The sequence below is a fragment of the Microbacterium sp. Soil_N32 genome (assembly GCF_057655505.1).
Map to the genome: position 1 here is coordinate 90,394 of NZ_JBDGME010000018.1, position 24,045 is coordinate 114,438.

Here is a 24,045-nt window from a genome sequence, read left to right on the forward strand (position 1 = left end):
GAGAATGGAGGGATGACGGATGCCGTACGCGAGCGCTACGCGCGATTCGCCGCACTGGAGGCCCCCGGTCGCAGCGCGATCTACGCGGAATGGGCGGCCGGAGTCGCCGAGGATGCCGCGGTGCAGGCGGTGCTCGCCCGCATCCCCGAGACGCACCGGCAGCCGCCGCTCGTCTTCGCCGTCACGCGTCTGCTCGGCGCCCCGCTGAGAGGGTTCGCCGACTGGCGGGCGTTCGTCCTCGACCGCGCAGACGACGTGGTGTCGGAGTGCACATCCCGCACGCTGCAGACCAACGAGCCGCTCCGCCTGGCGGCCCTGCTCCCCGTGCTGTCGGAGTTCGAGGGCCCGCTCGCGCTGCTCGAGGTGGGGGCATCCGCCGGGCTGTGCCTGTACCCCGATCGGTACTCCTACCGGTTCCGCGACGCCGAGGGAACGCTGCGCGTCGCCCTCGACCCGCACGACGGTGTGTCCGACGTCGTGCTCGAGAGCCGCGTCGACGGGCCGCTCCCGCCGCTGTCGATGCCGCAGATCGTGTGGCGCGCCGGCATCGATCTCGCCCCCCGCGACGCTCGTGACCCCGACGACCGCCGCTGGCTGCGCGGTCTCGTGTGGCCGGGGGAGAGCGGCCGGGAGCAGCGCATCGACGCGGCGCTCGACGTGGCGGCATCCGACCCGCCGTTGCTCGTCGCGGGGGACGCCGCCAACGGCCTCGACGCGCTCGCCGCCACGGCGCCGTCCGACGCGACGCTCGTCGTCACCACGCCCGGCGTGCTCGTCCACATCTCTCGGGGCCCGCGGGCGGCGCTCGTCGAGAGCATCCGCTCCCTCGATGCGCGCTGGGTGACGATCGATCCGCCGGGCCTGCTCGACATCTGGGAGCCGGCGGTCGACGTGGCGTCCTGGCCGGGTTTCGTCGTCGCCCTCGACGGGCAGGTGCGCGCCGCGGCCGACCCGCTCGGCGCGTGGTGGGAGTGGCGTCCCGGAACGGGCGGGAAGCCGACCTAACCTGGAGGCATGCAGGGAGAGATGACGGAGCGCGATCGCGCGATCCTCTCGCTGGAGACCCTCTGGCCGCGGCACAGCGGCGCGAAGGAGGAGGTCATCCGCGCGCAGCTCGGAATGAGCGCGGCCCGGTACTACCAGCTGCTCGGACGCCTGGTCGACTCGGACGCCGCCCTCGAGTACGATCCCCTGCTGATCGGTCGGCTCCGTCGACTTCGCGATGTGCGGGCCCGGCGGCGCACCGCCCGCGCCCCGGGGTTCGTGGGCTGAAGCACGCCTCGGCTAGCATCGAGGGGTGTCCAAGCCCTCCCGCGATCGTTTCGACGAGGTCCCCCGCTCCGACGGTCGCGTCGGAGCGCACCGCGCCGAGGCGCCACGAATGAACGGCTGGGTGGTGCTCCTCTGGTCCTTCGTGGCCGCCCTCATCCTGGTGATCGCCGGCATCTTCGGGTCTCTGGTGGTCATGGGACGCATCAGCCTGTTCCCCGAGGCGCAGCCCACCGCGGTGCCGACCCCGGTCGAGACGGGCGTCGTCGACACCTCCTTCGCGGTGACCATCCTCAACGCGACTCCCGATGAGGGCCTCGACGCCCAGATGCGCGACACGCTGCTCAATGCCGGCTTTGCCACGGTCTACGCCAGCGACAGCGGGAGCGAGGACTTCACCGACACCACCGTCTACTACGTCGAAGATGCCGACCGCACGGCCGCGCTCGGGGTCGCCGATCTCATCGGCGGCGCCGCCGTCGAGCAGAGCGACTTCTACGCCGGCCTGGCGGAGGGGCAGAAGCAGCTGACGATCGTGATCGGCCTCGACCGCGCGTCGGGCGGCGGAGCAGACGACGGATCGAGCGGCGAGACGCCCGCGCCCTGAGCGCCCGCGCCCTGAGCGCCCGCGCGCACCCCCTCCGCACGGCTTGCACTCGGTGGGGTCGAGTGCCAGAATGGCGTTAGCACTCGCATACTCGGAGTGCTAAACCCCAACGTCTACGTCCAGGAGGGACGACAAAACTCATGGCAAAGATCATCGCTTTCGATGAGGAGGCCCGTCGCGGCCTCGAGCGCGGCCTCAACATCCTCGCCGACGCCGTCAAGGTGACGCTCGGCCCGCGTGGTCGCAACGTCGTGCTCGAGAAGAAGTGGGGCGCCCCCACCATCACGAACGACGGCGTGTCCATCGCCAAGGAGATCGAGCTGGACGACCCGTACGAGAAGATCGGCGCGGAGCTCGTCAAGGAGGTCGCGAAGAAGACCGACGACGTCGCCGGTGACGGCACCACGACCGCCACGGTCCTGGCTCAGGCGCTCGTCCGCGAGGGCCTGCGCAACGTCGCGGCCGGCGCCGACCCCATCTCCCTGAAGCGCGGCATCGAGAAGGCCGTCGCGGCGATCACCGAGGAGCTGCTCAGCAGCGCCAAGGAGATCGAGTCGAAGGAGCAGATCGCCGCCACGGCATCCATCTCAGCCGCAGACCCCGCCATCGGCGAGCTGATCGCCGAGGCGATCGACAAGGTCGGCAAGGAGGGCGTGGTCACCGTCGAGGAGTCGCAGACGTTCGGCACCGAGCTCGAGCTCACCGAGGGCATGCGCTTCGACAAGGGCTACCTCAACCCGTACTTCGTGACGGACCCCGACCGCCAGGAAGCGGTCTTCGAGGACCCCTACATCCTCATCGCGAACCAGAAGGTCTCCAACATCAAGGACCTGCTGCCGATCGTCGACAAGGTGATCCAGGACGGCAAGGAGCTCGTCATCATCGCCGAGGACGTCGAGGGCGAGGCTCTCGCGACGCTCGTGCTCAACAAGCTCAAGGGCATCTTCAAGTCGGTCGCCGTCAAGGCCCCCGGCTTCGGCGACCGCCGCAAGGCGCAGCTGCAGGACATCGCGATCCTCACCGGCGGACAGGTCATCACCGAAGAGGTGGGCCTCAAGCTCGAGAACGCGACGCTCGACCTGCTCGGCCGTGCGCGCAAGGTCATCGTCACCAAGGACGAGACCACGATCGTCGAGGGTGCCGGCGAGGCCGACCAGATCGAGGGTCGCGTCACGCAGATCCGTCGCGAGATCGAGAACACCGACAGCGACTACGACCGTGAGAAGCTGCAGGAGCGCCTCGCGAAGCTCGCGGGCGGCGTGGCCGTCATCAAGGCGGGTGCGGCGACCGAGGTCGAGCTCAAGGAGCGCAAGCACCGCATCGAAGACGCCGTGCGCAACGCGAAGGCGGCCGTCGAGGAGGGCATCGTCCCCGGTGGTGGCGTCGCGCTCATCCAGGCCGGCACCAAGGCCCTCGACGTCCTTACGCTCTCGGGCGACGAGGCGACCGGCGCGAGCATCGTCCGCGTCGCGATCGAGGCTCCGCTGAAGCAGATCGCCCTCAACGCCGGTCTCGAGCCGGGCGTCGTGGCGAACAAGGTCTCCGAGCTCCCCGCGGGCCAGGGCCTCAACGCCGCCACGGGCGAGTACGGTGACATGTTCGCACAGGGCATCATCGACCCGGCGAAGGTCACGCGCTCCGCGCTGCAGAACGCCGCGTCGATCGCCGGTCTCTTCCTCACCACGGAGGCCGTCGTCGCCGACAAGCCCGAGAAGGCCGCCGCTCCCGCGGGCGACCCGACGGGTGGCATGGACTTCTGATCCATCCCGCATGAACAGAACGCCCCCGGCTTCGGCCGGGGGCGTTCTGCGTTACCGGACGGCGGAGGAGGAATCCGCCGTCCGGCGTGGGATCAGCGGAACAGGCCCGCTGAGTACTGATCGGCATCGGCGTACTGGGTGGCTGCGGAGCCGAGAGCCGAACCGATCGATTCCAGGACCTGCTCCACATGCGCGGCGGCGCCCCGCCACTGCTCGGCGCAGCCCTGGAAGGCGGTGGCGGCTCCGCCGACCCACGACGACTGCAGCTGCGTGAGCTGCGCCATGAGCGTGGTCGACTCGCTCTGCAGGCGGGTCATGGTCGCGAGTGCCGCGGTCTGGGCGGCCTGGACGGCTTCGGTGTCGACGGTGAAGACGGACATGAGGGTTCCCCTTTCGTTGGTGCTCCGACCGTACGCACGAGGCGCGCCGACCGGGACGCCCGGGCGTGCGGATCGTGCGGGCGCGGGGAGAATCCGTGGCAGGAGCGCCGCTGTGCAGAAAGACCCGTCGGCGTCAGAGGTCGAGCGGCTCGATGGGCTGGGTGTCTTCCAGCAGGTGTTCGGGCGTCGCCCGCGCCGGGGCCAGGGGGAGCGTGACGGTGAACGTCGCCCCGCCGCCCTCGGTCTCCGAGACCGAGACCGATCCGTTCAGCGCCTTCATGATCGACGCGACGATCGCGAGGCCGAGTCCGGAGCCGCCGGTCTCGCGGGCGCGCGAGGTGTCGGCGCGCCAGAAGCGCTCGAAGATCTGCTCCCGGATCTGCGGAGGGATGCCCTCGCCGTGATCGACGATCGAGATGCTCGCCGTGCCGCGCACGCGGTTCGAGTCGACGACGATCTCGAGCGGCGAGTCCTCGGGCGAGAACCTCCGGGCATTGCCGAGAAGGTTGGTCACGACCTGCCGCACCTTGTTCTCCTCGCCGAGAGCGATCGGCGGAGTCCGCACCGGCTGATCCTGTTGCTCCGAGAAATCGATCGCCGGCATCTGCTCGGTCGGAGTCGGCGTGGGCGTCGTACGCGGACGTCGGCGCAGTCGCGCGAGCGTGGCGCGGGGAAGGCTGCGCGTCGGGGGAGGTGGGGCCGGCACGGGGGCGATGCGGACGGATGCGGTCGTCGGCTGCTCCGCCGTCCGGTCGATCACGGTCACGGTGCGGCCCGGAGCCGCCGCGCGCAGGTCGAGAGCGGCGTCACGGGCGACGGGGCGCAGGTCGATCGGCACGATCTGCGGCTCGCGCTCCTCGTCGAGGCGCGCGAGGGCGAGCAGGTCCTCGACGAGCACGCCCATCCGAATCGCCTCCTTCTCGATGCGCTCCATGGCCCGGGCCGTGTCCTCCTCGCCCTGGATCGCGCCCATCCGGTACAGCTCGGCGTAGCCGCGCACGCTGACCAGCGGCGTGCGCAACTCGTGGCTGGCGTCGCCGATGAACCGGCGCATGTGCTGAACGGTCCGCTCGCGCTGCGCGAGGGAGCGGTCGACGCGGTCCAGCATGGTGTTGATCGCGCCGTTGAGGCGGCCGACCTCGGTCGTTGGTTCCAGATCGGTCAGACGCTGGCTGAAGTCGCCGGCCGCGATCGCCATCGCCGTCGCCTCCACCTGGCCCAGCCGTCGGAAGGTCAGCGTCACGAGCCCGCGGGTGGCGAGAGCGGCGATGAAGATCGTGATGAGCGCGATGGTGATGTAGATGCCGAAGTACTGTCCGAGGATGCGGTCGACCTCGACCAGCGGCATCGCCACGACCTGGATGTACAGCGCCCCGCCGTCGGCCGGGACGATGGCGACCATGGCGCGGTAGACGCTGCGGTCGGCCCCGGGGAGGTCCCACGCCTCGCCCTCGTCGGCCTTGGCCTTCTGCAGCGAGTACTCCGAGGGGAACAGCGGCGCCGCCTCGGCATCCGATTCCCCCGCTGTCGCGACCAGCACGCCCTCGGCGTCGTAGATGGCGACCGAGAAGTCGCGGGGGGTGTCGGTGCGCGTGTAGGTGGTTCGTCCGTCGACGGTCGAGGCGTCGAAGTAGCGGTCGACGAGCGGCGTGGAGACCAGCCCGGGCAACTGCGCATCGATGTTCTGCACGAGCGCGGTGCGCAGGATGGGCACGGTGCCGACGCCCGCCACGAGCAGTCCGAGCGCGAGGACCGCGACGGTCACACCCGTGACCTTCGCGCGCAGGCTGATCCGGCGCCACCAGGAGGTGACCGCGTCGGGCTTGGTCGCCATGCGATCCTCTCGGTCGTGGCGTGGATGCGGTGTCGGAACCCGCGTCGTCAGGCGGACTTGCCGATCTTCAGCATGTAGCCGAAGCCGCGCTTGGTCTGGATGAGCGACTCCTCGGTGTGGGGGTCGATCTTGCGGCGCAGGTACGAGATGTAGCTCTCGACGATGCCCGCGTCGCCGTTGAAGTCGTACTCCCAGACGTGATCGAGGATCTGCGCCTTCGACAGCACGCGGTTCGGGTTGAGCATGAGGTAGCGCAGCAGCTTGAACTCGGTCGGGCTGAGCTCGATCGGCACCTTGCCTACGTGCACGTCGTGGGTGTCCTGATCCATCGACAGCTCGCCGGCGCGGATGATCGATTCCTCGTCGGCCTGCATCGTGCGGCGCAGGATCGCCTGCGCACGGGCGACGATCTCGTCGAGGCTGAACGGCTTGGTGACGTAGTCGTCTCCGCCGGCGTTGAGTCCTTCGATCTTGTCGTCGGTGCCGTCCTTCGCCGTGAGGAAGAGGATCGGTGCGGTGAACCCGGCGCCGCGCAGGCGCTTGGTGACGCTGAAGCCGTTCATGTCGGGCAGCATGACGTCGAGGATGATGAGGTCGGGCTCCTCCTCGAGCACGGCCGAGATGGTGCCCGCGCCGTTGGCGACGGTCTTCACCTCGAAGCCCGCGAAGCTGAGACCGGTGGAGAGCAGGTCGCGGATGTTCGGCTCGTCGTCGACGACCAGAATTCGTGCAGCTGTCATGACCCCATTATGGTGACTCCGCCGATGGTCCTGCTGATCATTCGCCGGTGCGCCCCGTCTGCCCGTGCGCTCCCGTCGCGCGGACGGCTCGTCTCGCGGCTGAGAAGGGCCGTTCGTGCGACCGCAGCAGAGGGAGCAGCCGTTCGAGCGACGGGAGCGGGTCAGCGGAGGGCGGCGCGGACGCGGGCGGTCAGGACGTCGGGGCGCGCCAACAGTGCGGCGGTGACCTCGATCACTGTCCAACCGGCGGCCCGCAGCCGCGACATGCGCTCGACGTCGGCGGCGTAGTGAGCGGCGTGCACGGTGCCGTGGTACTCGATGGCCGTCCGTCGGCGAGGGTATGCCAGGTCGAGACAGGCGAGGAAACGGCCGTCGTCGTCGAAGACATCGATGTTCAGTTCGGGCTCCGGCAGGCCGGCCGCGACGAGGATGCACCGCAGGTGCGACTCTCGCGGAGACCAGGAGTCTTCACGGATGAGTTCGAGTGCCTGCCGCAGCCGCGGATTGCCCACCCGGCGCCCCGCATCGACAGCCGACCGCAGCTCCTCGAGTGTCGTGAGGGGCGCGCGTCCCGCGTGACGCCGCCCGACGCCCGGTCGCCAGACGCGACAGAAGAAGTCGCCGAGGGCCACGAGATCCGGAAGGGCGAGTCGACCGAGACTCGCCCACGTGCTCGCGGGTGATGCTGCGCGCACCGCGCCCCGCGTGACGATGTCGCTCGTCACGGGGCTCGCGCGATGGCCGACGATCCCGGGGGCCCGGGGGAGCGGCCCTGCTCCGAGGACGCTCACGTGCACGGGGAAGCCCACGGAGGGATCGCCGTCGAGCGGTAGAGGTGCCCCCCAGATCGCGGCCGCCGTCTCATGACTGAAGAACTGCGCGTCGAGCATCCGGGGGAGCCATGCTCGCGCCGCCGCTCGTCGGGCGTGCTCCTGGCGCACGAAGGGATCGTCGGCGGATCGCCGCTCCTCCGGAAGAACGCGCACCCCGCGGAACGGCCGTTCGAAACGCGCATGCCGGAGCGTGCCGCGTTGCACGCCGAGGGCGCGGGCATCAGCCACCCCGAACACGGCGCCGAGGTCGCGCGGAAGGGGTTCGGGTTTTCGCATCCCGCGACTCTGCCACGCCCGCGCCACCGCCGTGCTCGCTCTCCACAGCCCGTCCTCCGGTCGCACGAACGGTTGCTCTGAGCGCTGAGAACAGCCGTTCGTGCGACCGCAGCGGAGGGAGCAGCCGTTCGTGCGACGGGAAGCCGCGATCAGGCGGCGGCGAGAGCGTCGGCGTCGAGGATCGTGTAGCTGTAGCCCTGCTCGGCGAGGAAGCGCTGGCGGTTCTGCGCGTAGTCCTGGTCGACCGTGTCGCGTGCGATCAGCGTGTAGAAGCTCGCCGTGTGACCCGACTGCTTCGGGCGCAGCAGGCGTCCCAGGCGCTGCGCCTCCTCCTGCCGTGAACCGAACGATCCGGACACCTGGATCGCGACGGATGCTTCGGGCAGGTCGATCGAGAAGTTCGCGACCTTCGAGACGACCAGCAGCTGGATCTCGCCCTCGCGGAACTGGCGGTAGAGCTCCTCGCGCTCGTCGACGGGGGTCGCTCCGGTGATCTGCGGCGCGTTCAGGGCCTGCGACAGCGTCTCGAGCTGGTCGAGGTACTGCCCGATCACGAGGATCTGCTCGCCCGGATGCTTCGCGATCAGTTCGCGCACCGCGTCGATCTTCGCCGGGGCGGAGGCCGCGAGCCGGTACCGCTCATCGTCGGTCGCCGCGGCGTACTCGAGCCGGTCGTCCGGCGGCAGATCGACCCGCACCTCGTAGCACGCGGCGGGCGAGATGAAGCCCTGCGCCTCGATCTGCTTCCATGGGGCGTCGAACCGCTTCGGGCCGATGAGGCTGAACACGTCCCCCTCACGACCGTCCTCGCGCACGAGCGTGGCGGTGAGCCCGATGCGCCGGCGGGCCTGCAGGTCGGCGGTCAGCTTGAACACCGGCGCGGGCAGCAGGTGCACCTCGTCGTAGACGATGAGGCCCCAGTCGAGGGCGTCGAGCAGCGCGAGGTGCGCGTACTCGCCCTTCCGCTTCGCCGTGAGGATCTGATACGTCGCGATGGTGACCGGCTTGACCTCCTTGGACTGCCCGGAGTACTCGCCGATCTCCTCGGGGGTGAGGCTCGTGCGCTTGAGCAGTTCGTCGCGCCACTGCCGCGCCGACACCGTGTTGGTCACGAGGATGAGGGTGGTCGTCTTCGTGGCCGCCATGGCTCCGGCGCCGACGATCGTCTTGCCCGCGCCGCAGGGGAGCACCACGACGCCCGAGCCGTCCTTCGAGAAGGCGTCCACGGCATCCTGCTGGTACGGGCGGATCTTCCACGTGCTCTCGGCGAGCTCGATCTCATGCGGGGTGCCGGGCGTATAACCGGCGAGATCCTCGGCGGGCCAGCCGATCTTCAGCAGTTCCTGCTTGATCTGCCCGCGGGCCCAGGCGTCGATGACGTAGGTCTCGGGGGAGGGGTGGCCGACGAGCAGTGGCTGGATGCGCTTGTTCGCCGCCACCTGGGTCAGTACGGCGGCATCGGTGGAGCGCAGGATCAGCAGCCCCTCGTCGTCGCGCTCGATCACGAGCCGGCCGTATCGGTTCACCGTCTCGCGCAGGTCGACCGCGACCGACGGCGGCACGGGGAATCGCGACCAGCGGTCGAGGGTCTCGAGCATGTCGTCGGCGGTGTGACCGGCGGCGCGCGCGTTCCACAGTCCGAGCCGGGTGATCCGGTACGTGTGGATGTGCTCCGGCGCGCGCTCGAGCTCGGCGAACACGGCGAGTTCGTGGCGGGCGCTCTCGGCGTCGGCGTGGGCGACTTCGAGCAGCACGGTGCGATCGCTCTGGACGATCAGGGGGCCATCAGACATAGCTGACCATCCTACCCGCGCAGGGTGTGGCCGGCCTCAGGATTCGACGACCGAGGCGGATCGGATGCTCGACACCGGCAGGGTGCGCTCGACGTCGGCGGCCCGGTCGCGGCCGCGCAGCCGCCCGCCGCCCAAGCCGGTCGCCTCGAGCTCGAGGTCGCGGGTCGAGCCGTCGGGCATCGCCACCGTCACGCGCAGCAGCGCGCGGGCGCGCACGGCGGCCTCGAGCTCGCGCCCGAGCCAGGCGGCGTCGGCGTCCGGTCCGCGGTGCTCCCGCAGTCGAGCGATGAGCGGGCGGTAGTCGACCTCGTCGGCGGTCGTCCGAGCATCCCCGTCGCGCGGCGGGCCGGCGACGATCGGCGCACCGTCGGCGCCGATGAGAGTGGCGGGGTAGCGGGCGTCGACGAGCGCGCTGTGCACGGTGTCGCGACCGACGTTGGTGGTCAGAGCGCCGACGTGACGCACGAGTCCCAGGGGCTTGAGGGCTTGATCGACGGCGATGGCGCCCAGCAGGTGGTCGTCGGCGCTCTCGATGCGCGTGCGCCCGGTCTCGTCGTCGGTCGACACGCGCACGAGGCCGTGTCGGGCCGCGGCACGCGTGACGAGATACGACAGCGGCTGCGGGATGCCGGTGAGCGAGAGGGCGCCGAGGAACTCGTGGATCGACTGCTCGGTCTCGCCGAGGATGAGCGCGCGCGTGACGGACTCGTCGGTGAAGCGGTACGACGAGGCCTGCGCCGCCGATTCGCGCACGGCCATCGTGCGGAGGCGGACGTCGAGCTGCGGGACGAGGGGGCCGGGGGCGATCGCGGTGAGATCGTTCTGCAGGAAGATGCGGTCGACCTCGGCGGGGAGCAGAGCGACGAGAGCGGCGGGGTCGGCGTCGCGACCCGCACGGAGCGGCGCCGCCCACGGCGGCTCGGAGCCGTCGTCGGCGACCAGTCCGAGCAGGCCGGCGACCTCGAGCAGCGCCGCGCTGCGCTGAGGCCAGTTCGGGTCCCAGGGGTGCGCGCCGATCCACGTCGACGGGGGCGTCCATCCGCCGTCGGCGGTGCGGAGGCCGCGGGGCAGCCGTGCGCGGAACGCCGTCGCGACGTGCATCCACCGTTCCGCCGCCGAGGAGCGCAGCCAGGAGGCGCCGGTCGTCGTGACACGCAGGCGCCGCTGGCCCGCGACCGCGAGGTCGGCCTGAACGGCGAGGTCGAGAAGCGCGTCGATCCGGTCGATCGGCACTCCCGCCTCGTCCAGCTGGCGCTTCTCGGCGGCCGTGAGCGCGCCCCCGGCGAGGAGGCCGAGGGGAGCGTCTCGCGTGAGGAGCAGCAGGTCGGCCAGGCGGGCGACCGTCGTGAACGCGCGCTCGGCCGCGTGCGCGGCGACCGGTTCCGACGATGTCTCGGCCGGCGTCTCGCTACGGGGATCGGCGGGTGACGGGCGTCCGGCGAGCACCGCGCTCACGGGAGGCCACGGCGAGCCGTCCGGTTGCAGGAGCGCCAGGGCGGTGAGCATCGCGCGGTGCTCTCCGGCGTCGCCGCCGCCGTCGGCGCGCAGCAGGGCGGTGGCCTCGTCCGCGGTGAGACCGGGCAGCGCCCGCTGGATCGACGCGGGCTCGAGCAGCGCCTCGGCAGCGTCGAAGAAGTCGTGCCAGCCGGGGTCGGCGCGCACACCGCGGGCGCGCAGGAGTCCGTCCAGCTGCTCATCGCTCGCGGCCGCGAGGTCGTCGGCCAGCGGGCGGGCGTGCGTGCTCATGTCGACGCCTTCAGGATCGCGATGCGCGACCCTTGCGGATGAAGCTCATGACCAGCAGCGCGATGATCATGACGAACGCCAACGGCAGGCCCCAGTAGGGGATGGCGGCGACGACCGGCCAGAGCCCCTCGCCGAAGTCCCTCCGGTCCATGCCGACGGCGGTACCGATGATGATGACGAAGAAGCAGATCACGGATGCCGCGGCGATGCCGAGCGCCGTGAAGGCCAGGATTCGATCCAGTCGTCGGATCGGAACATCCGGCTGGGAGTTCTGCGTGCTCATCCCTCTCACCCTACCCGCGCGCGCGGGAGTCGAGCTCCGTCGAGGCCCCCGACCGGTAGGCTGGGAGAGGTCGTGCACACGCGCGATCTCTGCTCCGCACGACTCAGCGAGGTTCTCCGATGCCCACCGGCAAGGTCAGGTTCTACGACGAAGACAAGGGTTTCGGCTTCATCGCCACCGATGACGGCCAGGACGTCTTCCTGCACGCGTCCGCTCTGCCCGCCGGCGCGTCCGTGAAGGCGGGGGCCCGCGTCGAGTTCGGCGTGGCCGACGGCAAGCGCGGACTGCAGGCGCTCTCGGTGCGCGTGCTCGAGGCGCCCGTCAGCCTGGCGAAGGCGAAGCGCAAGCCGGCCGACGACATGGCGATCATCGTCGAGGACCTGGTGAAGCTCCTCGACGGCATCGGTGGTGACCTTCGTCGCGGCCGTTATCCCTCGTCGAGCCACGGCCGTAAGATCGCCGCCGTTCTGCGCAAGGTCGCCGATGACCTCGAAGCCTGAGCCCGACGAGCGCCTCGTCGGCGCTCACGATCTCGCGCTGCAGGCGCTGCGCGAGATCACTCCTGCATCGACGATCGGCCCGGCCGCCGGGTACCTCGTCGAAGACGACGGCACGGTGTCGTTGCGTTTCGAGAACCGTCTGGCGGGCTACCCCGGCTGGTACTGGATTGTGACCGTGGCTCGCGTCGACGACGACGAGCCCACCGTGCTCGAGGCGGAGCTGCTGCCCGGCGACGGAGCCCTGCTGGCCCCGGAGTGGGTGCCGTGGGCGGAGCGCCTGGCGGAGTACCGCGCGCATCAGGCGGAACTCGCCGAGCAGAGCGCGGCGGCTGCCGACGATCCGGAATCGGATGCCGGTGACGGCACCGAGGACGACGAGTCGGACGACGACCTCGACGACGAGGCCGACGACGTCGAGGACGACCTCGACGTTGAGGACGACGAGGATGACGAGGTCGACGGCGTCGTCTCTCCCCGCCTGCACGCCGGTGATCTCGACGGGGTCGACATCGATGAGCTCGACGACTCGGCCGAGTCGGACGACGACGATGCCGACGCCGAGTCGGATGAGGACGACGCCGAGTCGGGCGACGACGATGCCGACGCCGAGTCGGATGAGGACGATGCTGACGACGAGTCGGACGCGTCCGACGACGCGGACGACGACGAGCCGGACGAGTCCGCACTGGAGGGCGACGACTCCGAGGAGGAGTGAGCCCTCCGGCTCCCGGGGAGGCGCGGGTCGACGACCCGCGCCCCGCGGTCAGGACCCGAGGTTCTCGAGCACGTAGTCGAGCGAACGGATGAGCTGACGCACGTCGTCGGGCTCGATCGAGACGAACGTCGCCACCCGCAGCTGGTTGCGACCGAGCTTGCGGTAGGGCTCGGTGTCGACGATCCCGTTGGCGCGCAGCGTCTTCGCGACAGCGGCGGCGTCGATGCTCTCGTCGAAGTCGATCGTGACGACCACGGGGGAGCGATGCGCGGCCTCGGCGACGAATGGCGTCGTGATGTCGGATGCCGTCGCCCAGTCGTAGAGCAGACCCGACGACTCCGCCGTGCGATCCGCAGCCCAGGCGAGACCGCCGTTGTCGCGGATCCACGACAGCTGGCTGTCGAGCAGATGGAGGGTGGCCAGCGCGGGGGTGTTGAGCGTCTGGTTCAGGCGCGAGTTGTCGAGCGCGTTCTTGAGGCTGAGGAACTCGGGGATGTAGCGGTCGGAGGCCGCGATGCGCTCGATGCGCTCGATGGCCCCCGGCGAGACGGCTGCGAACCACAGGCCGCCGTCGGATCCGAGGTTCTTCTGCGGGGCGAAGTAGTAGACGTCGGCCTCGGCGGAGTCGAACTCGATCCCGCCCGCAGCGCTCGTCGCGTCGATCACGGTGAGCGCGCCGTCGGCGTCGACACGGCGCACCGGCGCCGCGACACCGGTGGACGTCTCATTGTGCGGCCATGCGTAGACGTCGACCCCGTCGACGACCTCGGCGGTCACGGCGGTGCCGGGCTCGGCCTTGCGGATGTCGGGCGCATCGAGCCAGGGTGCGCCCGCGGCGGTCGCGAACTTGCCGCCGAACTCGCCGAACACGAGGTTCTGGCTGCGACGCTCGATCAGACCGAACGCCGCGGCGTCCCAGAAGGCCGTCGACCCGCCGTTGCCGACGACGATCTCGTACCCCTCGGGCAGGCGGAAGAGCGCGGCGAGCTGCTCGCGCACACTGCCGACGAGGTTCTTCACCGGCGCCTGGCGGTGCGAGGTGCCGAGGATCGACGCCCCCGCGGTGACGAGCGCCTCGAGCTGCGCCGCGCGCACCTTCGAGGGACCGCAGCCGAAACGGCCGTCGACGGGCAGGAGGTCACGGGGAATCTCGATCGCCATGCGTCGATTCTAGGGGGAGCGCCGACGCCCGCCCACCGGGGAGCGAGGCCCGATGTCGGCCCGGGAATGTAGGCTTGCCTAAGAACCTCGGAGGGCCAGCACATGACGGATCTGATCGACACCACGGAGATGTACCTCCGCACCATCCTCGAACTCGAGGAGGAGAACATCGTGCCGCTGCGCGCCCGCATCTCCGAGCGTCTCGGCCACTCCGGGCCGACCGTCTCGCAGACGGTGGGTCGCATGGAGCGCGACGGTCTGGTGGTGGTCTCCGAGGACCGTACTCTCGAGCTCACCGACGCCGGACGCCGCAAGGCCGTCGACGTCATGCGCAAGCACCGGTTGGCCGAGCGCCTGCTTTCAGACGTGATCGGTCTGGACTGGGCCTTCGTTCATGAAGAGGCCTGCCGCTGGGAGCACGTGATGAGCGAGCAGGTCGAGCGGCGCCTCGTCGAGCTGCTCGGGCACCCCACCGAGTCTCCGTACGGCAACCCCATCCCCGGGCTCGACCAGCTCGGCGACGTGCCCGCGCGCACGTTCGACGAGGGCGTCATCGGGCTCGTGCAGAAGCTGAACGCGGCGGGTGAGCCGGTCGACGGCACCGTACGCCGTCTCGCCGAGCCTGCGCAGGTCGACCCCGAGCTGCTCGAGCAGTTGCGCGATGCGGGGGTCATGCCGGGCGCGAAGGGCGACTTCCGCTTCAACGAGGGCTACGTCCTCATCCGCATGGAGGGTCGGGACGAGGGTCTCGAGCTGCCGGTAGAGCTCGCCTCGCACATCTTCCTGGTCGGCGAACCCGCCTGATCGGCGGCCGCGTCCAGCGTGCACCGGTGATTGCCAGGTTCGCAGGGTGACACGATCGTTATCTTCCGGTAACCTCGGACAGGTCGTCGGAGAGCCCCTCACCGATGACTCGCGTCGATCGCCTTCCGGCTCGTCGTCGTCGCGGTGAGAACGCACAAAGTACCCGAGATACATTCGTGCCACGAGAGCAGAGTGCCGACGAGCCAGCGCTACCCGAGCGCGCAGGCGCTGGAGGATCAGGTTTTGGTCGCAGACAAGAATTTGCCCGCACAGACAACTGAAGACCGAGCGATCGCTCGTCGCGACGGAGCACGAGCCGCATCCCGCGCGGTGGTCAAGCCGCTCCGCTCGATCTTCATCTTCGGAGCCGTGGGGGCGCTCGTCGCCGCCGTCGCGCTCCCGGCGTACGCCGCGACCAAGCCGGCCGAGGCGTCCACGCCGACGGTGCAGCAGCTCGCCGCGGTCGACGCGCAGTCGCTGGTCGTCGCCTCCGAGGCGACCGCTGCACCCATGAACCGCGGCACCTTCACGGCGACCACGCCCGAGGAGATCGAGAAGAAGAAGGCCGAAGAAGCCGCCGCCGCTCGCGCCGCCGCTGCGGCGAAGGCGGCCGCCGTCGCCTCGGCATCCTCCTCCGCGTCCTCCGGCAAGTTCAACACCGCGGGGTACGCGCTCGTCGCCCCCGGCTCCGGCGAGGTGCGTTACCCGCTGCCTCCCGGCTCCTACAGCGTCAGCCGCACGATCGGCGGCGGCCACAACGGCGTCGACATGCTCGCTCCCGCGGGCACTCCGATCTACGCCGCCGCGGGCGGTGTGGTCCGCGCGTCCGCCGAGAGCATCGGCGGCTACGGGGTCTGCGTCATGATCGACAGCGTGGTGGGCGGTCAGCGCGTGCAGACCACCTACGGCCACATGATCTACGGCTCGCGTCAGGTGCAGCAGGGTCAGACCGTCGAGCCCGGCCAGCTCATCGGCTACGTCGGCAGCACCGGCCGCTCGACCGCCAACCACCTGCACTTCGAGGTGTGGGTCAACGGCGGGCTGCTCGAGCCGCAGGCCTGGCTGGCCGCCAACGCCGGCTGACGTCTCCGAACACGCCGAGCGTTCACCTCTCGTTTCGCCCCGCACCCTGCGGGATGGGTTAGCCTGATCCCGTCGTCGAACGGGCAGGAGAAGCTGATGGATACGATTCCGAGCATCCGCACCATGGATGCCCTCGGTCGTCATGTCCTTCTGCATCGCCCGCAGGGATGCCGCGGTGCTGCCGCGCGCGAAAGGCGCTGTCACTAGACAGCGCCTTTTCTCGTCTCTGGGGGATCTTCCGTCTGCACGGCGTCGTGTGGTTCGAGAGTGCCGGGAAGCCGTCCCGGCGGATCGAGAGGATGACGGATGCGCACACTGGTACTGAACGCCGGCTACGAGCCGCTTGCGATCGTGTCGTTCAAGCGGGCCCTGGTGCTCGTGATGAACGACAAGGCGACCGTGATCGAACGCGTCGAGGACGACCCCGTCTGGGGATCCCACGGTGTCTACGATCGTCCGGCCGTGATCGTGCTGGCGCGGTACGTTCGGGTCCCCTCCGGGCGACGCGTACCCGTCACCCGTCGCGGCGTGCTGCGCCGCGACAATCACCGGTGCGGATACTGCGGCAAGGCGGCGTCGACGATCGACCACGTGCTGCCGCGCTCGCGCGGCGGCGCGGACTCGTGGGAGAACCTCGTGGCGTGCTGCCTGCGCTGCAACAACGTCAAGAGCAATCGCACGCCCCAGGAGATGCGCTGGGAGCTGCGCGTCACCCCGCGTCCGCCGCACGGCACCGCATGGACCGTGCGCGGAACCGAGCGCAGCGACCCGCGGTGGGAGCCGTACCTCGCGCTCGCGGCGTGACCGCGGGCGGTCCCGTAAACTGGAGGCGCACGCCCTCGTAGCTCAGCAGGATAGAGCAGCCCTCTCCTAAAGGGCAGGTCGCAGGTTCGAATCCTGTCGAGGGCACCGCGGCCCCGGTTTCACTCCAGCCCTTTCCTCCACAGCTTCGACGGCCACCAGATCCGTTTGCCCAGGTCGTAGGCGAGTGCCGGCACCAGCAGCGAACGCACGACGAACGTGTCGAGCAGCACCCCGAACGCGACGATGAACGCGAGCTGCACGAGGAACAGGATCGGGATGACCGACAGTGCTGCGAATGTGGCGGCGAGCACGAGTCCCGCCGAGGTGATGACGCCGCCGGTGATCGACAGTCCGCGGAGGACCCCCTCGCGGGTGCCGTGCGCGATCGACTCCTCGCGCACGCGCGTCATGAGGAAGATGTTGTAGTCGATGCCCAGGGCGACGAGGAAGACGAAGCCGTAGAGGGGCACGGCCGGGTCGGCGCCGGGGAAGGCGAAGATGCCGTCGAAGACGAGGGCGGAGACGCCGAGGGCCGTGCCGAACGACAGCACCGTGGTGAGGATGAGCAGCACGGGCGCGAGGATCGAGCGCAGCAGCAGCATCAGGATCAGCATGATCACCACGAGGATCACGGGGATGATGAGGTTGCGGTCGTGGATCGAGGCGTCGTTCGTGTCGATCGACGTGGCCGTGACACCTCCCACGAGGGCGTCGAGCCCGGCGAGCTCGGCGCGCAGCTCGCGAACCGTCTCGGCGGCGGCGTCCGAATCGGCGGCGTCCGTGAGAGTCGCCTGCAGCAGCACTCGCCCGTCGGCGACCGTCGGGTCGGGCGCGGGCGTGCCGGGAGGCCCGACCGGGGTGATGCCGTCGGTCGTGACCGGCGCGGTGCCGCTGGGCGAGTCGGACGCGGCGACGGCGACCCCATCGACGCCGTCGTTCGCCAGCAGCACGTCGGCCGCATCCTGCAGGGAGTCCTCCGCGACCACGACCGAGGCGGGGCTGCCTGACCCACCGGGGAAGTGCTCGCCCAGTGCGGTCTGACCGTCTCGCGCGTCGGAAGCGCCGAGCACGAGGTCGGACTGCGGCACCCCCTCGGCGTCGAGCTGCGTGAGGCCCATCGCACCGACGAGCAGCACGAGGGTGGTGACGATCCAGATCGCGCGGGGGCGGCGGGAGACGAAACGCGAGAGTGCAGCCCAGAGGCCGGTGGTGCGCATGCCGTGCTCGTCGGCCACGACCTCGGGCTCGAAGCGCGGGCGACGGGGCCAGAAGACGGCCCGACCGAAGAGCAGCAGCAGTGCCGGCAGCAGGGTGAGGGCCGCGAGCATGGCGAACACGATGCCGATCGCGGCCACCGGGCCGAGGGTGCTGTTCGACTTGAGGTCGCTCAGCAGCAGGCAGAGCAGGCCGGCGATGACCGTGCCGCCGGAGGCGACGATCGGCTCGAACGAGCCCTTCCACGCCGCCATGATGGCCGCGCCCTTGTCTTCGGTCGAGCGCAGCTCCTCGCGGAAGCGCGCGACGAGGAGCAGTGCGTAGTCGGTGGCCGCGCCGATCACGAGGATGAACAGGATGCCCTGGGTCTGACCGCTCAGCAGCAGCACCTCGAACTTGGCCAGCCACCACACCACCAGCAGCGCGACGCACAGGGCGAACAGGCTCGTCGACAGCACGACCACCGGAAGGAGGAGCGAGCGGTACACGAGCACGAGGATCACGAGAACGGCCAGAAGCGCGACACCGAGAAGGAGGCCGTCGATGCCCGCGAACCCGGCGGCGAGGTCGGAGGTGAAGCCCGCCGGGCCCGTGAGGAAGACCTCGACGCCCTCGGGAGCCGCAGCCCGCAGCGCGTCGCCCAGCTCGGCGGTGACATCGCGCAGCTCGGCGTCGCCGTCGATGGGGATGAACGCCTGCACCGCGAGGCCGTCGTCCGAGACGAGCGCCGGCGACACGTCGTCCGCGACCCCCTCGATCGACGTGCTGTCGGCGACGGCATCCGAGATCGTCTCGACCTCCTGCGCGGTCAGCTCCGTCTCGGACGCGAAGACCGCGATCGCGGGGATCTCGTCGCTGTCGCGGAAGTCGCCGAGCAGCTCCTGCACCTTCGTCGCGTCGGCCGACTCCGGGAGGTAGGTCGTCTGGTCGTTCGACGACACCTCGTCGACCTTGCCGAACAGCGGGCCGCCGAGCGACGCGCCCGCGAGCCAGGCGAGGATGAGCACGACCGGCACGAACACGCGCACCCAGGAGTGGCGGCGGGAGCGCTCGCGGATCTTCGGCGCGGAGGCGCGTTCGGAGGACGACATGCGAGGGCCTTTCGTGATGCGGCGGGTCAGGAGACCCAGGCCAGGATGAGGATCATCGTCGCCAGGAACCCCGCGACGTAGTTGAGGAGGATGAACCGCCGCCAGGCGCGGTTGGTTTCCCCCGAGGTCTCGTCGGTGACGCCCCACCAGGGCGCGGCATTGACGAGGTACGGCACGGCGAGCAGAGCGCCGAGCGGCCCCGGCCAGGGGGTGACGAGCATGAGGACGCCGGCGAGCAGCCAGAGCACGAGCGAGAGGCGCACCGTCGCACGGGCCCCGATGACGGTGGCGACCGACCCGATCCCTGCTTCACGGTCGGGTGCGACGTCCTGCACGGCGCCGAACGCGTGCGCCGCCATGCCCCAGAGGAAGAACGCGACGAGGACGAGCACGGTGCCGGTCGAGAACTCGGCCCGCGCGAGGGCGAGGCCGACGACGGCGGGCGTGACGAAGTGCAGGCTCGACGTGATCGAGTCGAGGAAGGGTCGCTCCTTGAAACGCAGACCGGGGGCCGAGTACGCGATCACCGCGAACACCGAGACGGCGAGCCATACCGTCGACCACAGGTCGCCGACGATCACGAGGTACGCGAGGAACGGCACGTTCGACAGGGCCGCCGCCCACAGGGTGGGGCGATGCATGCGGGGGGCGAGCAGCGCTCCCTCGATGCCGCCCTTGCGGGGGTTGGCGAGGTCGGACGCGTAGTCGAAGACATCGTTGATGCCGTACATCGCGAGGTTGTAGGGCACGAGGAAGTACAGGAACCCGATGACGAGCGTCGGGTCGAGCTCGCGCGTCGTCATCACGTAGGCGGCCGCGAACGGGAACGCGGTGTTGATCCAGCTGATCGGACGTGACGAGAGCAGGATCTGACCGAGATCGCGTGCCAGGGAGGGGCGGGTGGTCGATGTCATGCCGCCTCCTCGGCGCGATCGGCATCCGCGGGCGCGGACCGGCGGCGGCGGAGCAGCGCCCAGAGTGCGGGCAGCAGCAGCGCGCCGGCCAGCGGGTACGCGAAGTCCTCGATCGGCGCGAGGCCGATGCGGATGCCGACGAGGTGCTGATCGGCGTAGTGGAACAGCCCGCTGCCGATCATCACCGTGTCGAACACCGCGGTCAGCGCGAGGAGCACCGCGATGGTCAGCGCGACGGCGGCGGGACGCGGCCCCCGACCGCGCGCCATCAGTCCGAACGCGAGGGCGACGGCGACCGTGGCGGCCAGGAAGCAGGCGGAGAGCTGGAGGTAGGTCATCGCGTTCCTCCGGCGACCGCGGTGCGACGTCGCGCCAGCAGGCGCACGAGCCCGGTGTAGACGATCATGGTGCAGATCACCAGGAAGAGCAGGAAGATCGGTTCCTCGAGAGGCATCTCCGGAGCGAGCACGATGCCGGTGGCGATGACGGCGTCGCCCCGCAGGAAGATGCCCGACGCGATGCCCGCGACATCCCAGAGGAGGAAGAACGCCAGGCCGACGAGCGTGACGACGGTGGCCGCGACCGCGTCACGCCAGAAGAACAGCCGGAAGCGTCGGTCGACCAGCAGCATGCACGCCGTCGAGATCAGCAGCGCGCCGAGGTAGACCGCTCCCATCATCGCGCCCCGGTGGCGGGTGTCGCCGGCACCGCGACCGGTAGCGGGCCGGCGCTGTGGTCGCCGCGGATGCGCTTGAGCACGATCTCCGCACTGATGAGGCACATGGGCACACCCACACCGGGGGCGGTGGTCGCCCCGGCGTAGTACAGGCCGCGCACGCGCTTCGACGCGTTCTGCGCCCGGAACATCGCGCTCTGCGACAGGATGTGCGCCGGCCCCAGCATCCCCCCGCGCCAGGAGTGGTAGTCGTCGCGGAAGTCCGCCGGGCCCAGGGTCTCCCGCACCACGATGCGTTCGCGGAGGTCGGGCACCCCCGACCATTCGGCGATCATGTCGATCGCGGCATCGGCGGTCTTCTCCACCTCGGCATCGCCCGCACCGTCGGAGCCGCCGTGTCCGATGGAGGCGTCGGCGGGCACGGGAACGAGGACGAACAGGTTCTCGTGGTCGGCGGGGGCGACGTCGCCGTCGGTCGCGCTCGGGCGGCAGACGTAGATCGAGGCGGGGGAGGGGATGCGCGGGTCGGAGCCGAAGATCGCATCGAAGTTCGCGTCCCAGTCCTCGGTGAAGAACAGGGAGTGGTGAGGGAGCTCGGGGAGGCCGCCGCGAACGCCCAGCATCACGAGTACGGCACCCGGGCCGCTGGTACGGCGCTGCCACCACGACTCCGGGTAGGTGCGCAGATGCGGCGGCAGCAGAGCGGTCTCGGTGTGGTGCAGGTCGGCGCCGGAGACGACGATGTCAGCCACCTCGACGTGACGCTGGCCGGCGGCATCCGTCCATTCCACGCCCTCGACCCGCACGTCACGATCGCGGCCGACGGTGCGGATACTCGTGACCGCGGCATCCGTGACGATCCGGGCGCCCGCGTCGGAGGCGAGTGCGGCGATGCGCTCCACCAGCCGCCAGAATCCGCCCCGCGGGTAGCTGACCCCCTCGTCGAGGTCGAGCGCGCTCATCAGGTGGTACATCGCGGGCGCGGTGCGGGGGTCGGTGCCGAGGAACACCGCCGGATACCCCAGGATCTGCCGCAGCAGCGGGTCGCGGAACCGCTTCGCGGCGAACGCCTGCAGCCGGGTGCCGAGCAGGGAGAACAGGCGCGGCGCGGCGCGCAGCACCTCGCCCGTCGTCAGGGACGACAGTCGGGTGAACGGGTTGTAGAGGAAGTACTTCTCGGCCATCGCGCTGGCGTGGTGGGCCGAGTCGAGGTAGGCCGAGAGGGCCGCGGCCGCGCCCGGCTCGCGATCCTCGAACAGGTCCGACACCGCGTCGCGTCCCGCGGGCACCGTGATCTGCGACGGTGCGCCCGCGCGGGGCGGCTGGAACACGCGGTAGCCGGGGTCGAGCAGGGTGAGGTCGAGCTGCTCGTCGGCCGAGGTGCCCATCATCGCGAACCAGTGATCGAACACCCCGGGCATGAGGTACCATGACGGGCCCGTGTCGAAGCGGAATCCGTCGCGCTCGATGGTGCCGGCCCGACCGCCCACCCGGGCGTTCTTCTCGAGCACGACCACGTCGTGTCCGTCCCTGGCCAGCAGCCCGGCGGTGGCGAGGCCCGCGACACCCGCGCCGATCACGACGACGCGGCTCATCGGGGCTCCACCGCGGTGACGAGGAGTGAACGCATCGCGAGCAGTCCTTTCTGAGGGTCGGGCACGCGCACGCGCCGACGGTAGAGGTCGTCCATCGGGGTGCGGGCCACCCGACGGGTGAGGGCGGCGAACAGCGCCAGCGCGCTGCGCACGGCAGCGCGCGCATCCTTCGGGAGCAGGGGGATCGATGCCCGGGCGTCGTCGAGCTGGCGCTCCACGGTCGCGACCCAGGCGTCACGGTCGGCGTCGGTCAGACGGTCGGCGGTGCCGAGGTAGCTGCGGCCGAGTCGGTCGGTGTCATCCGCGAGGTCGCGGAGGAAGTTCACGTTCTGGAACGCGGCCCCGAGCTGACGGGCGCCGTGTTCGAGCACCTCCCGCTGGGCGGCGGTCGGGGCGGTGCCGCGCAGGAACACGCGCAGGCACATCAGGCCCACCACCTCGGCCGATCCGAACACGTAGCGCGCGTGCGCCGTCGAATCGTAGGCGGCCGGCGCGTCGGTGGGGACGTCGGCGAGCATCGACTCGAAGAAGGGCTGCGTGAGGTCCTCGCCGATCCCGCAGGCGCGGGCCGTCTGAGCGAAGGCGTGCAGGATCAGATCGCTGCTGTACCCGGTGCGCATCGCGCGGTGCGTCTCGGCGATGTAGCTCGACAGCGCGTCGGCCTGCGCGCCGGCGTCGAGCCCCGCCTCCGCGGCGACGCCGTCGACGATCTCGTCGGCGATCCGCACCATCGCGTAGATGTTGCGGATGTGCTGGCGGTGTCGGCGGCCGAGGAGCTTGGTCGCCATGCCGAACGAGGTGGAGTAGGCGCGGATCACGCCCGTCGTCGCGATCTCGGCGGTGCGGCTGAAGCGGCGGAGCGACGCGTCGTCGGACCCCGCGGGTGCGGTGCTCACGAGCGGCGTCCCTCGACCCGGGCGAGCAGGGTGCGCAGGCAGGTCACGACATCCCCCGACATGGTGCGCGTCTCCTCGGCGGCGGTGAGGATCTCGGATGCCGCGGCCAGCTCATCCGCCACGAGGCTCTGCACGAAGCCCTCCGCGCCGCACTCGCGGAGCGCGTCGCGCAGGCGCAGACCCTCGTCGTCGCCGAGGTCGGCGGCGCCGAAGCGCGGCGCGATCCTCGTCCATGCCGTGGTCATGCGCGCGTAGGCGATGATCGCCGTCTCCTTGCCCTCGCGCAGGTCCGAGAACGGATCCTTGCCGTGCGCCTCGGCGTCGCCGAAGATGCAGAGCAGGTCGTCCTGCAGCTGGAACGCCAGGCCGAGGTGCCATCCGATCGCGGCGAGGTCCTCCTCCACCTCGACCGGTGAGCCGGCGAGGATCGCCGCCGCACGCAGGGGGAGCGAGAAGGAATAGGTCGCGGTCTTGTACGTGCTCATCGCCAGGATGGTGCGCAGATCGGGCACGATGACACCATCGGCGAGGCCGACGTCGATGTGCTCCCCGGCGACGGTCTCGACGATCGTGTGCTCGATGAGATCGAGCAGGCGCATGCGGGCCGCGGTAGACACCCGGGCGCGAGCGAAGCCCAGCACCGCCGTCGCCAGCAGCAGATCGCCCATCAGGAGGGCGCTCGACCGCCCCCAGTGCAGATCGTCGTCTGCCCCGCCGCCCTCGTGCGCGAGCGTGCCGATGAGGTTCGGACGCCGACGCCGGTAGAGGTCGCCGTCGATGACGTCGTCGTGCAGCAGGAACGCGTAGTGCAGCAGCTCGATCTCGGCGGCGATGCCCACCACCGTGTCGACATCGCGCCGACGGGAGTCGGGCGACAGCGCGCGGTGGATGTCGAGCAGCAGACGCGGTCGGATCAGTTTGCCGCCTGTCGCGTGCGCCGCCGCCGACCGCCAGAGGTCGGCGAACGGCTCTCCGTAGGCCTCGGCGGCCGTGCTGCGCTCGGCGAAGCGCAGGCGCAGAGCCTCTTCGATGCGGATGCCCTGCTCGTCCTGCGTCGCAATCGCCGTCAT

24 protein-coding genes and 1 tRNA gene are annotated in these 24,045 nt (G+C 70.5%); 10 read left to right on the forward strand and 15 right to left on the reverse strand.

Going from position 1 to position 24,045, the window contains the following annotated elements; all coding sequences use genetic code 11:
- The first annotated feature begins 12 nt into the window (after positions 1-12).
- From AC3A3J_RS06760 to groL, 4 genes are all read left to right on the forward strand, one after another.
- Positions 13-1,005: a DUF2332 family protein gene (locus AC3A3J_RS06760; protein ID WP_487671542.1), complete on the forward strand. Its 993-nt coding sequence runs from the start codon at positions 13-15 to the stop codon at positions 1,003-1,005.
- Between the two features lie 9 nt (positions 1,006-1,014).
- Positions 1,015-1,272, forward strand: a complete 258-nt coding sequence (locus AC3A3J_RS06765) for a DUF3263 domain-containing protein (protein WP_487671543.1) — start codon at positions 1,015-1,017, stop codon at positions 1,270-1,272.
- Between the two features lie 25 nt (positions 1,273-1,297).
- A complete protein-coding gene (locus tag AC3A3J_RS06770; protein WP_487671544.1) occupies positions 1,298-1,876 on the forward strand; it encodes a LytR C-terminal domain-containing protein in 579 nt (192 codons plus the stop codon).
- 140 nt (positions 1,877-2,016) lie between these two features.
- On the forward strand, positions 2,017-3,636 hold the full coding sequence (gene groL, locus AC3A3J_RS06775; protein WP_487671545.1) for a chaperonin GroEL: 1,620 nt from the start codon (positions 2,017-2,019) through the stop codon (positions 3,634-3,636).
- 92 nt (positions 3,637-3,728) lie between these two features.
- Here the strand turns inward: groL and AC3A3J_RS06780 are convergent, their stop codons facing one another.
- The 7 genes from AC3A3J_RS06780 to AC3A3J_RS06810 form a co-directional block, all read right to left on the reverse strand.
- A complete protein-coding gene (locus tag AC3A3J_RS06780; RefSeq protein ID WP_487671546.1) occupies positions 3,729-4,016 on the reverse strand; it encodes a WXG100 family type VII secretion target in 288 nt (95 codons plus the stop codon).
- Between the two features lie 133 nt (positions 4,017-4,149).
- Positions 4,150-5,850: a sensor histidine kinase gene (locus AC3A3J_RS06785; RefSeq protein ID WP_487671547.1), complete on the reverse strand. Its 1,701-nt coding sequence runs from the start codon at positions 5,848-5,850 to the stop codon at positions 4,150-4,152.
- Between the two features lie 47 nt (positions 5,851-5,897).
- Positions 5,898-6,590 (reverse strand): response regulator transcription factor, encoded by a 693-nt coding sequence (locus tag AC3A3J_RS06790; RefSeq protein WP_487671548.1) that lies wholly within the window; start codon positions 6,588-6,590, stop codon positions 5,898-5,900.
- Between the two features lie 161 nt (positions 6,591-6,751).
- Positions 6,752-7,699, reverse strand: a complete 948-nt coding sequence (locus tag AC3A3J_RS06795) for an endonuclease domain-containing protein (RefSeq protein WP_487671549.1) — start codon at positions 7,697-7,699, stop codon at positions 6,752-6,754.
- Positions 7,700-7,848: 149 nt separating this feature from the next.
- Positions 7,849-9,492 (reverse strand): DNA repair helicase XPB, encoded by a 1,644-nt coding sequence (locus AC3A3J_RS06800; RefSeq protein ID WP_487671550.1) that lies wholly within the window; start codon positions 9,490-9,492, stop codon positions 7,849-7,851.
- Between the two features lie 36 nt (positions 9,493-9,528).
- On the reverse strand, positions 9,529-11,238 hold the full coding sequence (locus AC3A3J_RS06805; protein WP_487671551.1) for a helicase-associated domain-containing protein: 1,710 nt from the start codon (positions 11,236-11,238) through the stop codon (positions 9,529-9,531).
- 10 nt (positions 11,239-11,248) lie between these two features.
- Positions 11,249-11,521, reverse strand: a complete 273-nt coding sequence (locus AC3A3J_RS06810) for a multidrug ABC transporter ATPase (RefSeq protein ID WP_487671552.1) — start codon at positions 11,519-11,521, stop codon at positions 11,249-11,251.
- Positions 11,522-11,640: 119 nt separating this feature from the next.
- On the opposite strand from AC3A3J_RS06810, the gene AC3A3J_RS06815 reads away from it, so the two are divergent.
- Both AC3A3J_RS06815 and AC3A3J_RS06820 read left to right on the forward strand, forming a co-directional pair.
- On the forward strand, positions 11,641-12,021 hold the full coding sequence (locus AC3A3J_RS06815; protein WP_487671553.1) for a cold-shock protein: 381 nt from the start codon (positions 11,641-11,643) through the stop codon (positions 12,019-12,021).
- Complete coding sequence (locus AC3A3J_RS06820; RefSeq protein ID WP_487671554.1) at positions 12,005-12,736, forward strand: DUF3027 domain-containing protein; 732 nt, start codon at positions 12,005-12,007, stop codon at positions 12,734-12,736. The genes AC3A3J_RS06815 and AC3A3J_RS06820 overlap by 17 nt, the downstream gene beginning before the upstream one ends.
- A 48-nt stretch (positions 12,737-12,784) precedes the next feature.
- On the opposite strand, the gene serC is transcribed toward AC3A3J_RS06820, so the two are convergent.
- Entirely contained in the window at positions 12,785-13,897 is a 1,113-nt protein-coding gene (gene serC / locus AC3A3J_RS06825) for a phosphoserine transaminase (RefSeq protein ID WP_487671555.1), read from the reverse strand.
- A gap of 102 nt (positions 13,898-13,999) precedes the next feature.
- Between serC and AC3A3J_RS06830 the strand changes: the two genes are divergently transcribed.
- The 4 genes from AC3A3J_RS06830 (at position 14,000) to AC3A3J_RS06845 (ending at position 16,693) form a co-directional block, all read left to right on the forward strand.
- Complete coding sequence (locus AC3A3J_RS06830) at positions 14,000-14,701, forward strand: iron-dependent transcriptional repressor DtxR (protein WP_487671556.1); 702 nt, start codon at positions 14,000-14,002, stop codon at positions 14,699-14,701.
- 243 nt (positions 14,702-14,944) lie between these two features.
- Positions 14,945-15,784 (forward strand): M23 family metallopeptidase, encoded by an 840-nt coding sequence (locus tag AC3A3J_RS06835; protein ID WP_487671557.1) that lies wholly within the window; start codon positions 14,945-14,947, stop codon positions 15,782-15,784.
- Positions 15,785-16,090: 306 nt separating this feature from the next.
- Complete coding sequence (locus AC3A3J_RS06840; RefSeq protein ID WP_487671558.1) at positions 16,091-16,588, forward strand: HNH endonuclease; 498 nt, start codon at positions 16,091-16,093, stop codon at positions 16,586-16,588.
- A gap of 31 nt (positions 16,589-16,619) precedes the next feature.
- Positions 16,620-16,693: transfer RNA gene (locus AC3A3J_RS06845), tRNA-Arg, on the forward strand.
- Positions 16,694-16,707: 14 nt separating this feature from the next.
- On the opposite strand, the gene AC3A3J_RS06850 is transcribed toward AC3A3J_RS06845, so the two are convergent.
- Genes AC3A3J_RS06850 through AC3A3J_RS06880 form a run of 7 tightly spaced genes read right to left on the reverse strand, consistent with a single transcriptional unit; the run spans position 16,708 to position 24,045 of the window.
- The gene (locus AC3A3J_RS06850; protein ID WP_487671559.1) at positions 16,708-18,894 is read right to left on the reverse strand and encodes an MMPL family transporter; all 2,187 of its coding nucleotides are present in this window, start codon (positions 18,892-18,894) and stop codon (positions 16,708-16,710) included.
- 26 nt (positions 18,895-18,920) lie between these two features.
- On the reverse strand, positions 18,921-19,808 hold the full coding sequence (locus tag AC3A3J_RS06855) for a prenyltransferase (RefSeq protein ID WP_487671560.1): 888 nt from the start codon (positions 19,806-19,808) through the stop codon (positions 18,921-18,923).
- Complete coding sequence (locus tag AC3A3J_RS06860; protein ID WP_487671561.1) at positions 19,805-20,146, reverse strand: lycopene cyclase domain-containing protein; 342 nt, start codon at positions 20,144-20,146, stop codon at positions 19,805-19,807. Before AC3A3J_RS06860 ends, AC3A3J_RS06855 begins: the two co-directional genes overlap by 4 nt.
- On the reverse strand, positions 20,143-20,484 hold the full coding sequence (locus AC3A3J_RS06865; protein WP_487671775.1) for a lycopene cyclase domain-containing protein: 342 nt from the start codon (positions 20,482-20,484) through the stop codon (positions 20,143-20,145). Before AC3A3J_RS06865 ends, AC3A3J_RS06860 begins: the two co-directional genes overlap by 4 nt.
- A complete protein-coding gene (gene crtI, locus AC3A3J_RS06870; protein WP_487671562.1) occupies positions 20,484-22,079 on the reverse strand; it encodes a phytoene desaturase family protein in 1,596 nt (531 codons plus the stop codon). Before crtI ends, AC3A3J_RS06865 begins: the two co-directional genes overlap by 1 nt.
- Positions 22,076-22,975, reverse strand: coding sequence for a phytoene/squalene synthase family protein (locus AC3A3J_RS06875; protein WP_487671563.1), 900 nt, complete (start codon positions 22,973-22,975; stop codon positions 22,076-22,078). The genes crtI and AC3A3J_RS06875 overlap by 4 nt, the downstream gene beginning before the upstream one ends.
- Positions 22,972-24,045: a polyprenyl synthetase family protein gene (locus AC3A3J_RS06880; RefSeq protein WP_487671564.1), complete on the reverse strand. Its 1,074-nt coding sequence runs from the start codon at positions 24,043-24,045 to the stop codon at positions 22,972-22,974. Before AC3A3J_RS06880 ends, AC3A3J_RS06875 begins: the two co-directional genes overlap by 4 nt.

Bases quoted from the DNA above. Each gene is read 5' to 3' on its own strand.
- AC3A3J_RS06850 (WP_487671559.1), bottom strand. From the start codon at position 18,894: ATGTCGTCCTCCGAACGCGCCTCCGCGCCGAAGATCCGCGAGCGCTCC.
- groL (WP_487671545.1), top strand. From the start codon at position 2,017: ATGGCAAAGATCATCGCTTTCGATGAGGAGGCCCGTCGCGGCCTCGAG.
- AC3A3J_RS06855 (WP_487671560.1), bottom strand. From the start codon at position 19,808: ATGACATCGACCACCCGCCCCTCCCTGGCACGCGATCTCGGTCAGATC.
- AC3A3J_RS06790 (WP_487671548.1), bottom strand. From the start codon at position 6,590: ATGACAGCTGCACGAATTCTGGTCGTCGACGACGAGCCGAACATCCGC.
- AC3A3J_RS06760 (WP_487671542.1), top strand. From the start codon at position 13: ATGACGGATGCCGTACGCGAGCGCTACGCGCGATTCGCCGCACTGGAG.
- AC3A3J_RS06765 (WP_487671543.1), top strand. From the start codon at position 1,015: ATGCAGGGAGAGATGACGGAGCGCGATCGCGCGATCCTCTCGCTGGAG.
- AC3A3J_RS06795 (WP_487671549.1), bottom strand. From the start codon at position 7,699: ATGCGAAAACCCGAACCCCTTCCGCGCGACCTCGGCGCCGTGTTCGGG.
- AC3A3J_RS06820 (WP_487671554.1), top strand. From the start codon at position 12,005: ATGACCTCGAAGCCTGAGCCCGACGAGCGCCTCGTCGGCGCTCACGAT.
- AC3A3J_RS06785 (WP_487671547.1), bottom strand. From the start codon at position 5,850: ATGGCGACCAAGCCCGACGCGGTCACCTCCTGGTGGCGCCGGATCAGC.
- AC3A3J_RS06880 (WP_487671564.1), bottom strand. From the start codon at position 24,045: ATGACGGCGATTGCGACGCAGGACGAGCAGGGCATCCGCATCGAAGAG.
- AC3A3J_RS06815 (WP_487671553.1), top strand. From the start codon at position 11,641: ATGCCCACCGGCAAGGTCAGGTTCTACGACGAAGACAAGGGTTTCGGC.
- AC3A3J_RS06860 (WP_487671561.1), bottom strand. From the start codon at position 20,146: ATGACCTACCTCCAGCTCTCCGCCTGCTTCCTGGCCGCCACGGTCGCC.
- serC (WP_487671555.1), bottom strand. From the start codon at position 13,897: ATGGCGATCGAGATTCCCCGTGACCTCCTGCCCGTCGACGGCCGTTTC.
- AC3A3J_RS06805 (WP_487671551.1), bottom strand. From the start codon at position 11,238: ATGAGCACGCACGCCCGCCCGCTGGCCGACGACCTCGCGGCCGCGAGC.
- AC3A3J_RS06800 (WP_487671550.1), bottom strand. From the start codon at position 9,492: ATGTCTGATGGCCCCCTGATCGTCCAGAGCGATCGCACCGTGCTGCTC.
- AC3A3J_RS06830 (WP_487671556.1), top strand. From the start codon at position 14,000: ATGACGGATCTGATCGACACCACGGAGATGTACCTCCGCACCATCCTC.
- AC3A3J_RS06840 (WP_487671558.1), top strand. From the start codon at position 16,091: ATGCGCACACTGGTACTGAACGCCGGCTACGAGCCGCTTGCGATCGTG.
- crtI (WP_487671562.1), bottom strand. From the start codon at position 22,079: ATGAGCCGCGTCGTCGTGATCGGCGCGGGTGTCGCGGGCCTCGCCACC.
- AC3A3J_RS06865 (WP_487671775.1), bottom strand. From the start codon at position 20,484: ATGGGAGCGGTCTACCTCGGCGCGCTGCTGATCTCGACGGCGTGCATG.
- AC3A3J_RS06810 (WP_487671552.1), bottom strand. From the start codon at position 11,521: ATGAGCACGCAGAACTCCCAGCCGGATGTTCCGATCCGACGACTGGAT.
- AC3A3J_RS06780 (WP_487671546.1), bottom strand. From the start codon at position 4,016: ATGTCCGTCTTCACCGTCGACACCGAAGCCGTCCAGGCCGCCCAGACC.